This is a genomic window from Nostoc sp. DedSLP03 (assembly GCF_034530815.1).
Lineage (GTDB): Bacteria > Cyanobacteriota > Cyanobacteriia > Cyanobacteriales > Nostocaceae > Nostoc.
Map to the genome: position 1 here is coordinate 1 of NZ_JAVRCK010000065.1, position 12,665 is coordinate 12,665.

11 protein-coding genes are annotated in these 12,665 nt (G+C 39.2%); 5 read left to right on the forward strand and 6 right to left on the reverse strand.

Going from position 1 to position 12,665, the window contains the following annotated elements:
* Positions 1–252 precede the first annotated feature (252 nt).
* Entirely contained in the window at positions 253–1,095 is an 843-nt protein-coding gene (locus RM368_RS25975) for a hypothetical protein (protein WP_322696708.1), read from the forward strand.
* A 254-nt stretch (positions 1,096–1,349) separates the two neighbouring features.
* Here the strand turns inward: RM368_RS25975 and RM368_RS25980 are convergent, their stop codons facing one another.
* On the reverse strand, positions 1,350–1,610 hold the full coding sequence (locus tag RM368_RS25980; RefSeq protein WP_322696709.1) for a hypothetical protein: 261 nt from the start codon (positions 1,608–1,610) through the stop codon (positions 1,350–1,352).
* 159 nt (positions 1,611–1,769) lie between these two features.
* Between RM368_RS25980 and RM368_RS25985 the strand changes: the two genes are divergently transcribed.
* Positions 1,770–2,432: a response regulator transcription factor gene (locus RM368_RS25985; RefSeq protein ID WP_322696710.1), complete on the forward strand. Its 663-nt coding sequence runs from the start codon at positions 1,770–1,772 to the stop codon at positions 2,430–2,432.
* Position 2,433: 1 nt separating this feature from the next.
* On the opposite strand, the gene RM368_RS25990 is transcribed toward RM368_RS25985, so the two are convergent.
* The 5 genes from RM368_RS25990 to mobV form a co-directional block, all read right to left on the reverse strand.
* Positions 2,434–3,045 (reverse strand): DUF6753 family protein, encoded by a 612-nt coding sequence (locus RM368_RS25990; RefSeq protein WP_322696711.1) that lies wholly within the window; start codon positions 3,043–3,045, stop codon positions 2,434–2,436.
* Entirely contained in the window at positions 2,975–3,751 is a 777-nt protein-coding gene (locus RM368_RS25995) for a hypothetical protein (protein ID WP_322696712.1), read from the reverse strand. Before RM368_RS25995 ends, RM368_RS25990 begins: the two co-directional genes overlap by 71 nt.
* Positions 3,735–4,589: a hypothetical protein gene (locus tag RM368_RS26000; protein WP_322696713.1), complete on the reverse strand. Its 855-nt coding sequence runs from the start codon at positions 4,587–4,589 to the stop codon at positions 3,735–3,737. Before RM368_RS26000 ends, RM368_RS25995 begins: the two co-directional genes overlap by 17 nt.
* 137 nt (positions 4,590–4,726) lie before the next feature.
* Positions 4,727–5,551, reverse strand: coding sequence for a hypothetical protein (locus tag RM368_RS26005; RefSeq protein WP_322696714.1), 825 nt, complete (start codon positions 5,549–5,551; stop codon positions 4,727–4,729).
* 245 nt (positions 5,552–5,796) lie between these two features.
* The gene (gene mobV, locus RM368_RS26010; RefSeq protein ID WP_322696715.1) at positions 5,797–7,539 is read right to left on the reverse strand and encodes a MobV family relaxase; all 1,743 of its coding nucleotides are present in this window, start codon (positions 7,537–7,539) and stop codon (positions 5,797–5,799) included.
* Between the two features lie 500 nt (positions 7,540–8,039).
* Here mobV and RM368_RS26015 point away from each other — a divergent pair, with 500 nt between their 5' ends.
* The 3 genes from RM368_RS26015 to RM368_RS26025 all read left to right on the forward strand — a co-directional run bounded on the left by RM368_RS26015 (position 8,040) and on the right by RM368_RS26025 (position 12,434).
* Complete coding sequence (locus tag RM368_RS26015) at positions 8,040–8,486, forward strand: hypothetical protein (RefSeq protein ID WP_163935833.1); 447 nt, start codon at positions 8,040–8,042, stop codon at positions 8,484–8,486.
* A gap of 16 nt (positions 8,487–8,502) precedes the next feature.
* Positions 8,503–9,723 carry a ParM/StbA family protein gene (locus RM368_RS26020; RefSeq protein ID WP_322696716.1) on the forward strand — a complete coding sequence of 407 codons (1,221 nt, stop codon included), beginning with the start codon at positions 8,503–8,505 and terminating at the stop codon, positions 9,721–9,723.
* 536 nt (positions 9,724–10,259) lie between these two features.
* Positions 10,260–12,434 (forward strand): ATP-binding cassette domain-containing protein, encoded by a 2,175-nt coding sequence (locus RM368_RS26025; RefSeq protein WP_322696717.1) that lies wholly within the window; start codon positions 10,260–10,262, stop codon positions 12,432–12,434.
* The last annotated feature ends 231 nt before the right edge of the window (positions 12,435–12,665 follow it).

A 12,665-nucleotide genomic window follows, 5' to 3' on the forward strand; every position in this document is an offset into this window, starting at 1 on the left:
GAGAAAACATATTTCTTGTTTTTCTTGGAATAATTTATTCTTTGGAAATCCCTAAAGTGGATGTTTGAGTGGTTTATCCGAAACACTACCTTTGATTTTCTATCTCTCCAGATGTACGGAGTTTTTTCAGAAATCAAATACTAGTCCTATACCTACAGCCCAAAAATTGAAGTATATTCCCAAAAATGTCAAAAATCACATCATAAGGCTCAATCTAATTCTGCCGAAAATGAACTGTAAACTACATTAGCCATGTATTCTAACCAATCATCTAATTCACTTCAAGAAACAGTCAGCAATATCAATTGTGACAGTGGCATTTCTAACAACATGATGGCTTACAGACTAGCACTCTTTCTGGATAAACATCCACCATCGTTACAATCAACCACCACATTGGATGCATCTGAGCGAGAAAATCTCCAGTCAGAACTGAGAACAACCTTATCTCAAAATCTCCAAAATATTGAAACCTACAGACAAAATCTCAAGCAGAAATATTACACAGAGTATTTAGAGAAATTTGCTGTAACTCAACAGTCATCTGTTACATCTCAACCAGATAATTCAGCAAGAGTTGAAAACTTAATTGCCCAGAAGAAGAATACATTCCTCCAACAGATATTTGAATCGGGAGTGCAAAAATTACCTTTAGGTCAGAGGGTCAGCAAAGATGAAAGGGAGCAAGAAGCTCTTAGCAAGGAGGAAGACAACATAAATAAATCTAGAGAAAACAATGTCTCACCAGTTATTGATATTGCCGAAAAATCTCTTATTAAAGCAGTTATGAGAACTGTCATGACAATGGGCAAGGATACTGAACAAGGACGCATTTATGAAGGCATAGCCTACAGATTGCAACTGTTTATTAAAGAAGGAATGCAACTTCTCAGTGTTCACAGAAAAACTGGTAATCCCAAAACAGCTTTTACAGCCTATAAAGATGACTCTAATGAGTTTAAAATTACACAAAACAACCTTTCACACACAGAGACTAATCGACTCATTGCCTTTGATAAACAGCAAACAGCACAACAGCCCACATCTCAGTCTAATCATATTGATAAAGATAACAGCACTGAGCTTGGTGACTAAGCCCCTTTGGGAGGTGTGGGAGGTGTGGGGAGTAGCCAATCATCAGGATGGGTAATCATTTTGACTTTTAGAATGTTCAAAAATTTGCATCGCTGTCTCAAATGCTAATTGATAAATGGCTAAGTCCTCATGAGTTCTAAAATACTTTTTTCCTTTTTCTTCCATTTTCTTTAATCTCGACCGCTCTTGTATTCCATCCTCCCACACTCCCCACACTCCCCACACTCCTCACACACTCCCCCACCCATTTTTGACTAGCTAAAATAACCAGCCAATCTACCCAAGAAAAAACCACCAATCAATGAATAACGCTTTGTCCGCCGCTCTATTCTTGAGAATGGGGCAATTATTGTTCCCAACATTATATAAAAGCTCGCTTCCATTATATTGCTACTAAATCTGAGCGTTGCCGCAGTCATCAAACCTATAAATATCAGCCATTCCATCATCAGTTCAATTTTATCCCAGAGCTTCGGGTCGTATAAATAGCGCATCTGATAATTCTCTAGTTTCACACAATCTACTTAATCTGATTTCATCATCTCCGAAAACTTTCTTGCCTTTACTTTGATTTTTCCTAAATTGTAATCTTTTTTAATATCGCAACGCCGGAAACATTTAATTAAGTAAATATGCTATAAATGTTTTATGTTCCTGTCATCGAAGTAATCAAGATGATTCGATTATTAATTATTGAAAATGAAGCTCTAATTCGGCTCGGAATTAAATCAGTTATTAATCAAGAGCAAGACTTTGAAATGTGTGGAGAAGCTGATAACGGAACTAAAGGAATGAGGCTTGTTGAACAACTAAAGCCTGATATTGTTTTGCTCGATATTGCTTTACCAGATATTAGCGGTTTGGATCTGATCTATAACATTAAGACTAGGACGGATAGTAAAATCATTGTTCTTACTTATCACTCCAGTCAAGATGTAGTTAACTCTGCCTTTCAGAATGGCGCTGATTCCTACATTCTTAAGAAGATGGATCTGCAATTAATTAAACACGCTATCAATACTACTTATCAAAATAGTTCTTTCATTGACCCAGAGATTGCTAAAAGATTTTTTAGAAACTTCGCTTCTGGCAACACAAAAATTAAGGGTAAAAGATACAGAGAAACCCTTACAGCTACAGAAGCCCAAATTCTCAACTTAATTGCCCGTGGTTTTTCTAATAAAGAGATCGCCGAAAAACTCTTTATTACAGTCAGTACAGTTAAGGGACACACCAGCCATCTTTTTTCCAAGTTAGGAGTTAGGGGTCGTGTTAACGCGATCATTATGGCTAGAGAACTTGGCTATTTAGAAACAGAAACCTCTAGAGTTAGTTGAATTATTTGTTGGGTTTGGTTTTCTTAAGCTGAATCAAGCAATATCCTTGTAATCGGTTTTCTTGTTGACAGGCTGCTACGGCTGATTGGTTGGACAACAATAACTGGTACATTTGTTTTCCTTCGCTTGATTTTGCCCACTGCAAAATCTTCATCTCATTGGCTGACACTACAACTGACTGAGTGGAACCCAAATTTGAGACAACATTCCAAGTTGTCAGCGAACCTAAAAGCGCTCCTACCGCCATTACTCCTGTGCATATCCCTGATATAGACCAAAGTTTCCACCAACCCCAACCTTTGAATGAGCTATTTAAGGTTGATGGTGTTAGATGTTTCATCTCATCACGTACAGCTTTCGATACTACTGTATAGTGCATCGACACAGCCGCTTTGCTAGTCGATTCTAATTTCTGGTCAATCATTACTGCCCAAGCTTCTACCATTGCCTCCATCCGCGCTTGCAGGTCAATCATTGTTTCTTCGTTTCTGCCTAATGTTGCCATCAACTTAAACATCGGGTCATTTTCGGCTATTCCTAATTCATGGGATATTTGAGCTATGCGTTGTTGTTCTGCTTCCGAATATCCTTGTAAAATTTGTTCTGTTCTCATTTTTTAACCCTAAATATTCAATTGCTTTATCATTATTTAAAATCGAATCGTAAAAGTTTTTAATCCAGTAGTAAATGTAAGTCCGGTAAACCACATAAATTGACTTATCTCTACAAGCTAGTGAGTAAGGTTTTCCCGTTCTCTCCAATCTTTCGTAATGGTCACGATGTAACGCTGGCAAGAATATCTCAGTCCCACCCATTCTTTGTAACTTATCCTGCATTGATTGCTGATACTCTCCAAATCTCGTATCAAAATGCTGATTTTTTACTACTATATAGTTAGCATTATCAGTAGCAAACTCTCCCAAAGTTTTCAGGTAAGCTACACAATCTCTTCTGTGCGAAATTGGTTGCAAAAAAGTTAATTTCCATTGATATGTAATTAAGAGATCGAACAGATCCGAACCCACAATATACTGACAGAGCTTATCTACATATTGCCCTGGCATATCAACAATAATTATATCTAATTCATTTTTGATAAAATTATCTAAAATTTTATCCGTACCTCCATTAAAAAAGTCTAAGCTTTCAATTGCCACTAAATTTTCATAAGCTTTTAATCTCTCACGATTGTCATGATCGTAGACCTGAATTTTTCTTCCTTGAACTTGAAACCAATCAATTAATAGTTTCGTAACTGTAGACTTCCCTACACGAGAGTCCCCTACAGTCATAATCATTCGCTTAGGAGAGTTCAACATTATTTAAACCTAACGACTCTTTTACTGCTTCAATCTCTTCTTTGAAAGTTCTTAACCAACTTGTGACTCTACCTTTAACCGAAGGTAAATCTGTTTGCTCCATCCCTTGCCTAAAAGTCATGCTGTTTTCATCCAGATAATCATAACTCCGTTCTATTAATTCTGGCATTGTCATGTCAGAGAAGGGGCTTTTTTGTGACTCTAGTTGCTTTTTAATTTTTTGAACTTCGGGAGAATTCTTGTATCTCGTAAATTCATCTGGCTCCCCAAAAAATAAGTTCTTTACTACTATGTAATCTACTTGGTTTCCACAAAAGCTATGCAAATCTATTAGTTGATTTATAGAATCGATAACACGGCTAATAACTACTACCATAGTCACGCGGATATTGTAATGTTTTTCGGCTGTTTCTAGAAAAGTCATTTCTTCTACAAATTTCCGCAATATTCTTCTGGACTGTGGTGGTAATTCTAGTAAAAATAAAGATTCTGGCTGGATTATTTCACCATCTCCTCCTACCTTGGGATTCGCTTTTGTTTTCATTTCATCAAAAAACTGATCTATATTGCCTGTTTTAAAAATATCAAGTGGTTCTATATGACAATGCCGACCATAAAATCTTAATAATTGAGAATTGGAGCTATCAGCATCAAAGCCGATAAATCTTTGTCCTTTATCCAAATATGTTTGCACTAGTCCCCTTGCAAAAGTAGACTTACCTACACCACCCTTATCTCCAGTTACTATCACTAATCTCTTTTTGGTTGGTTGCTCAATTGATTGTTCGTTCGCCTTGTCTTCTGAATCATTATTCATAAGTTCGATACTATCTGTCACTTTCTTTCTCCTCATAATTATTAGTGGTCAAAAACTATAGGTTTAGGGGTGTAGGTGAATGGCACGCTTGATAACGTGAAACCTTGCCGTTAGCAGGTGTGGGAGGGAAAGAATCTATATTCTCCATACTCCCCAAATTAGTCCCCTGAGAAACATTCCAGTATTTGAAAGTAAAATATTTCTAAATATCTTTGTTTGCTAAACTCTGCCAAATTATCCGTAATTGATTTGAAGGTTTGGAGAATTAAACCCTGCTCTATAATCTTCATTAGCTCATAATTGCTATTTAACTTTAAAGACTTATATATATAAAAATCTAATTCTTGAGCTATTAATAAATTCGGAGCTAACGCTACTAAGCTACTATACAGTTCTTCGTAATTTATAATTTCCGATAAAACTAGTTTTACCAATTCTAAATATTGCTGCCTGAAGGATAATTCTTGATAATTACTAGTTCCCGGACAATTAGTAGCCAGAGGAATTTTCTTATAAATCAATTTTAAATATAATTCAATAACTTCTATTTCCAATTCCCATATCTTCTGGCCTTTTGAATACAGGTAGTTTATTAAAGAATCTCTCTTCGGAAAAATAATTCCTGAAGTTATATGCTTAATGTTAGTGTCTATATTAAAATTTGTCTGTTTTCTAAAAATTGGTACTATTTGGCTCCTTACCCATTGCATAAATTGCCTGACCACATCAGCTTTTACTATACCTGTCAATGAATGAATACCCAAGGCATTCAAAGTATTAACGACGACTATTTTTTGATTAATCATCACTTGTCGCTGATTTGTCTTTGCATCTATTAATATTACTTTTCCATCGTTCAAGGCAGGAGCAATTATTTGGAATACATCAACCGCAAACAACTCTAATCCACTCGGAGCATCTATCACTCGTACTATATTGTTCGAGAAATGCTCAAATTCCCAAAACTGCCAAACTTCTACCATCGTTTTCTGGCTCAGAACGATATCACTATCCCATATCTGCCAATCACAAAGGAATCGATAAAGGTACGGAAATAATCAGTACTTCCGTCTCTTGATTTTTCATTTCTCTTTGTTATATATTTGTAAATTTACTTTTTTTAAATTTAAGAGGCAGGGTGAATGGCACTGCGCTATCACTACTGCAACGCTTATGCTGACGCTTTACAATCACAAAATATAATTACTAATTACGAATTACGAATTATTTAAAGCTCCATTTCCTGATTTTGATGCCGTTGTTGTGAATTATGTTGTTGTAATTTCTGCGAGAGATTGACCAGTTCTTGGTTCCAATCTCTTGCAAAACATTTATTTCTTTTAGCCTGTGGCAGCAATTGTTTAATAGCCCGTGCATCTGCATTTCCAAGTTCCGAAGAGTCAAATGCTACCTGTACATTAAAAATATGCTGCAATTGCTCAACAGGCAAAGTATTAGGGCGATCTATAGCCATGTATAGCGTTCTTTTGAGCGGTACGTTGCCCTTGACTTGATATTCCAGCATGGCAAAAGAGATGGTATCAATGGGGGATTTACACAGCACTAACCTTTCTGCTGGATCTGTTGGCTGCCCACCTAAGTGAAAGTAAAACCAGCCCTCACGCCGCTTAGTCCCTTTCTCGTAACCTTTGAAAGTGTTGTTCTCGCCCCGTGTTCCCCGCAGGAATGCTCCTATTGCCTGGGGTTCTTCTAATAGATTCCGCATGACGAACACAGCGTTTTGCTGGTCATCAGCGTAAACTAACCCCCTTTTATGCAGAAGTTCCACAAAATTTTCAGGTATCCCCCGTTTCTGGGTCAGGTAGTTGGAGACAGAAGACCACTTGGCTTTATCTTCAACTGGTAGCGTGAATTGGGGTCGTGGTTCTAACTGAATAATCTCAGCAGCCACTGTTTTAGTTTTTGCGATCGCCGCTCCAATAGCTCCTGCTTCACCAAATCGCTCGTGTAACCAGACAACCGCTTGACGTAGATCGCATTTGTTAATGTGCATGACTAAATCAATTGCGCCATTCCCACCCAATGGAGAACCAGGATCGAGATCACTGAATTTCGACCCATCTATATTAATGATGTGATTTTCACCACGCCATCTCCCAAGCTGATGGTGTAACCCTAACTCCCAAGCCACATCGTCCAAAGGCAAATCACGCAGTTGCTCTGTCTGCTGTTGCCATAACTGGTTTTGCTTCTCTAATTCCTGAATCCGTTTTTGCAACAGTTCATTTTCTTGGGCTAGAGCTTTGGCTGTGGCTTCTATCTCTTCTTTGCGGCGTGTCGCCCTGTCCCGGTCGGCGGCTTTGACTTTTAACTCTTCCGAATTGAGGTCATCAACCTCCAAATCCCGACCCGACTCAACTATGCGGTAAAAATCCTTGATGTCTTGGTGTTGCGCCCTACTTCCTTTGATCCCACGTTCTAACCCAATTAGCCGCATTGTGTCATAGTACGAATCTTGAAACGAGCAAATTTTCTCCCGCCCATTAAAGAAATGATTACATCGCAGTTGCCCTCGTTCATCCAAAGGCACAAAGTAAGCGTGAATGTGGGGAGTCGCTTCATCTAAGTGCAACTCTGCTCTAACTATCCGTTCTCCATACTCATCTACTAACCACTGGTGAGTCGCTTCTAACCAGTTGTCTAATTTTTCCTGCTCATAATACCCAGCCAATCTTGGACAATCTGGACGGAAATAACTCGCTGATGCTGACAACAACAACTCTACACAGTACACCCCATCTGTGCGAATCTTTCGTTTCTGTTCATGCTCCCCAATCTTTGCTAAAACCAAATCCTCCAGTCGTTCCTCTTGGTTATTACTGCCAATGAATCTAATATTTTCAAGGCTGGGGTCAGCGTTAGGCGTTTCTCGTTCCCGGTTAACATGAGATGCACTCCCCGCTATGTTACTTCGCTTTAATTTTTTCAGTCGCGCAATCGCATAAGCCATTTTAAACAAACCCTGTTAAAATTATTTTCGACCCAAAATTCTCTATTTTTCGCCCCAAACGCCATGCACAAATGGCTGAAATGAAAATAACCCAAAATAAGCGTAGTGGGTACGGTTATTTTATTATCTAAGCGAAGAATTGTTGCTGACAGAAAACAGTAATTCCCTGCGCTAAGTCTATGCATAGTCTAGGAATAGTCCAGGCATAGTCTAGGGGACTTGCTTTCTTGAAAAAACTGATTCCCTACGCTAAGTTGTGGCATAGTCTAGGGATAGTCCAAGCTAAGTTGTGGCATAGTCTGGAGAAAATGTAGTTTGGTATACAATTTTGTGATTTAAAACCTACTAACAACATGGGTTTACAGGAGATTATAAATCAGTTTTTAAAACAGAAAAATCGGTTAGACTTTAATGAAGTGATTCTGCATTTTGATTTTCTGCAAGTAAAAAAGTGAAGCAACGCGGCTGTAAATGTACAGAAACTTTTGCATGAAAAAAAAATGGAACAGAACCAACAAGTCTTTTTTTCAATTAGGCGAAGGTTAGGCACTATTGATGGACAGATAATTAATTATCTCCACTCTAGACCCTTCGATTTAGGGAACCTACCTGAAATAGTAATGTTGACCCTCCTTGAATATTGGTCGCCCTTTGCCATATCTGCTGATGGAGTGGATGGTGAAGAACTCAGGCAGAGGGCAATTTGGTCAATTAAAAAATTAGAAGCACAAGCGGCTTTGATTCGTGAAATTTTTCTGTCATCTCATGTCCAAACTGCTGTGACTGCGAACAACGCTGAAGTTGGCGATAGTGCAGATGGTCAAAGGCTGGTGTCCACTATTAATGATGAGAATGACCAAACCTTGGATGAGGACATTGATGATTTGGCAGAACTAGTTCTGCCAGAAGAAATAAAGCAGATTAACAGCTTGTTTAATGTCGAGTAATAGTTGAGAAAAATTCATGAATACGTCGAAAAAAGGGATTGCACCTGTTTACACAAGGGTAGCTGTGTCCATTGATTTAGGTGGGAGCCAGAGCAAGGTAATTGTTCAGATATATCCTTCGGGTGTGCCGATGGTAATAGCAATGGAGCCAGAAATTGCAGATGTCGGAAAAAACTCAATTACTCATTTGTCAGGAAACTGTACTTGGGTAGGAATAGGTGATGAGTATTATGTCTTGGGCGCTCTAGCTAAAAATACTTTTGCTGGCACACCAGGACTCAGGGATCTGAAATATCACTATGCTTTACCAAAAATAGCAGGATTATTATGGAAAATTTGTTTTCAATTGGGCTTGAGTAATGGTGTTGACGCTTCCGTGCAATTATTGCTACCGCCAGGAGAAATGTCGGACGGCAAGGATTTGGGTAAGAAGCTGTCAGCAGCCTTGAGAAAAGGAATTGTCACACCAACAGGCAAGTTAAAGCTTAAGCTACATAATTTTTACGTAGCTTCAGAGGGGAGCGGGATTATGGCTTACCGTAGTCGCACTTTGGGGGCATTATTTGGGCAAAAAAGTATTGGTTTGTTGATGTTGGGCTACCGGAATGCTAGTTTTTTTGTTTCGGCTAAAGGTAATCAAGCAAAAGCTGAATCTACAGAGTTGGGGATGAATTGGTTAGTGCAGCAATTTGTGGAGCGTACTGCTGTTGGGCTAGCAAAAGATGATTTACGTATACCAAAAGCTTTAGTGTCAGCAAGCTTGGGCAACCAGAATGCACTACAGTCGTTATCACGCAAAGCCACATCTGCTGGAGTTGAGTCTGATTTAAAGTTGTTTAACTCAGTTTTACTAGATGTCCGTGGTGATTACTGTCGAGCTTTAATTCGCTGGATTAGAAATATTGCCGTATTGGATGAAGTTATCATTTGCGGCGGGACTGCTGAGTTTGTGCATAAGGAATTAACTCAACATTTTGAAAAAGAGGGCATACCTATTGTTTGGAATGGCAACGTCGAGATGCCTAAGTATCTCGATACCCTCTCTCTAGGTAGCCGAGTTACTGATGTCTGGACTGCACACATTACCTACATCAAGATGTTAGACTACAATTTTGGCTACCAACGTAAAACTGATTTGGTTCCAGACTATCATCAATCCCCACCTGTAAAAAATTCCACCCCACCCAAAGAAGTTTGGGAGAAAAACGGGTTTTTGACCATGCACCCTGGTGTTTAAAGCCCTAATTTGAAAGTGATTGCCTATACGTAGATTCTCTGCGGCTTGCTCCCAGGCGATCGCTTTCAAATTTGCACACTATACAAATGCTGGTGCGCGGTTATTAGTTATATTGTTATACATTCTAGTAAGTTCCTGTAGACGCTCAACTTGATATGATTCAAGTGAGTAAAAAGAAGCTGATTTGATTATTTGTTTGAGTTCTTCTGCCCACTGGCTATAAGTTGAAGTACCAATAGTCCCTTCAGACGACTGAATATAATTAACTAAAACTTGAGGATTGACTTTAAATGTACTAATTACATATTTTTTAGCACATTGGAGTAATAATTCATAGTCAGCAAATATTTGGTGGCAAGGATTCCATTTTCAAGCATGATTACGGTAATGAATGAATCCATTGCTATCAAAAATTTCTTGTTGACTTTAAAAAAAACTTTTGTATTTTTAGCCAGTTACTTTTATCTTCTTGCTAACTGTTGTATTATCTGCTGGAGTGCGACAAAAATAGAAACTATTTTCTTGACAATGCACAAATGCAGACTCTACATCTGACTATTCATACGATTCCGATTCAGCAATGCACTGTTGAAAAAACTCCTTTCAGTATTGGTAGCGATAAATACAATGACTTGGTAATTCCTGATAACAGCGTAGATAAAGGACACGCTAAGATTGCGTTTAAAGAAGGTCAGTATTATTTGCTAGATGAGGGTAGTACCAATGGCACACGGGTCGCAGGGATTCGGCTAGAAGCATATCGATTCCGAGCTTTAGCAGACGGAAATCTTATAGAGCTTGGTTCGGTGATCGTAGAAATCAAAATTAGCTCCCCTGCACCAGGCAAAATTCCAATATTTCAGGCAAGGCAACGTCAAACTCTCTCAATTGAACGCATGAGATTAGATGCAATCAATTTAAAAAAATCTAGCAGCCCAATATTAGGTACAACTCTGCTCAACGATATTTCTGTATCTTTCTTTCCGCAAGAGTTTGTCGTTATTGCTGGGGTAAGCGGTGGCGGGAAGTCCACTCTCATGGACGCACTCAACGGACAACGCCGCGCTAGAGGTAAAGTATTTGTTAACGGCTGCGACCTCTACAAGAATTTCAACGCTTTCAAAAATAAAATTGGCTATGTGCCACAGGACGATATTGTTCATTCAGAACTGACTGTGGGGGAAGCACTTAACTATGCTGCTCATCTCCGTCTGCCTTCAGCATCGCCATCAAAAAGGCAGCAACGCATACAAGAAGTACTTGAACAACTGCAACTTACTGGGCGCAAGAATGTCTCTATTGGGCGACTTAGTGGTGGGCAGCGCAAACGTGTAAGTATTGGGGTAGAACTAATCAGCAATCCCAGCATATTTTTTCTGGATGAGGCAACTTCAGGACTTGACCCTGGCACAGAATTACAAATCATGCACCTTCTGCGGAGTTTAGCAGATGCTGGAAGTCTAGTAATATTGATTACTCATGCTACCAAAAATGTGGCGATCGCTGACATGGTAGTTTTTCTGGCTAAGGGGGGCAGACTTGCTTATGTTGGCCCTCCGAAGTTAGCCTTTAGCTATTTCAAAGTCAAAGATTTTGATTCAATTTATGCCAGAGTTGAACACCAGTTGTCACCATCAGAATGGGAGCAGGGATTTAAGTCTTACGCTTTCTACAAAAAGTTTGTCAGTGAACGCCAAAAGACCATTCCCCAAAACTCAATTAAGCCCGTACTAGTTAAGCCGGATTTTCTCCAACAATGGGGGGTGCTATGCCGCCGTAACTTGGCTATTCTGCTCAAGAACAAAATCAGTTTAGCGTTAATGCTTCTAGGAGCGCCGATTTTAGGTTCATTGAATTTTGCACTGTGGAAGCCTGACTTATTTAACACTAAGATTGGCAATGCAGGACAGGCAATAACAATGCTGTTTGTCACAGTCATCATGGCTGTAATGTCTGGAGCGCTAGCTACGATGTCGGAGATTGCGAAGGAAACTGCCATTTATCGCCGTGAGCGCAGTGCCGGACTAGGGATAGTTCCTTATGTAGCATCCAAGTTTCAATTAGCATTATTGCTAGCACTTTATCAATCAGCAATACTTTTAGTTTGCATGAACTCGGCGGTGAAATTAAATGTTGATAACAGTACTTTGACTCTCATGTACCTCAGCCTCTTCCTCGCTTCTTTTGGGAGTATGATTTTGGGACTGTTAGTTTCTGCGATTGCACCAAGTCAAAGTGTTGCACCTCTGCTAACAATTCTTGTGTTGGTTCCTCAAGTCGTGTTTGGAGGTGGCATTCTCCCAGCGAACGAATTCAACTCTGTGGGCAAAACATTTAACCAGATGATGTTGACTAAATATCCCTTTGAATCTCTAGTATCCCTGAGTGGACTTGGCGCAGATGTGGCCAAAGACTCGTGCTGGCAGAAAACTGAGCAGCAACGGAAAGTGTTATCAGAAAAACAATCCCTCGGCTGTAGATGTTATGGGGCAAGTGTGTTTAACAAGTGCAAATTTCCAGGGATTGGTAAAGTAAAAAAGTCATCGTTTTTAAATGCTGATTTATTAAAGGTACGTTTGCTGATTCAGGGGATTTTCGATAGCTATGGAAAAACTTTTAAAATTGATTTGACAGAAAATCTATTTTCTATGTCGAGATTAATTGTTTTATTAATGATGTTAATTCTACTAGCCCAATTTCTCAAAGGTTAGCAAGTAAAAATACTTATAGCTGAAAGTTCGCTGACTCCAAGTAGGCTGTGCGCCATCTCTAACACCCAGAAGAAAGTATTTGATTAATTCTCAAATTCAGGAGGCAGGAGATAGGAGGCAGGAGGAACCCACATTTAAAAACGTGGAATTGATCTTGGACGCAATGCAAGTCGCGCTACGCGCCGACGCTCGATGACTCGCTTGCCGCCGGCGCTATCGATACAATGAATT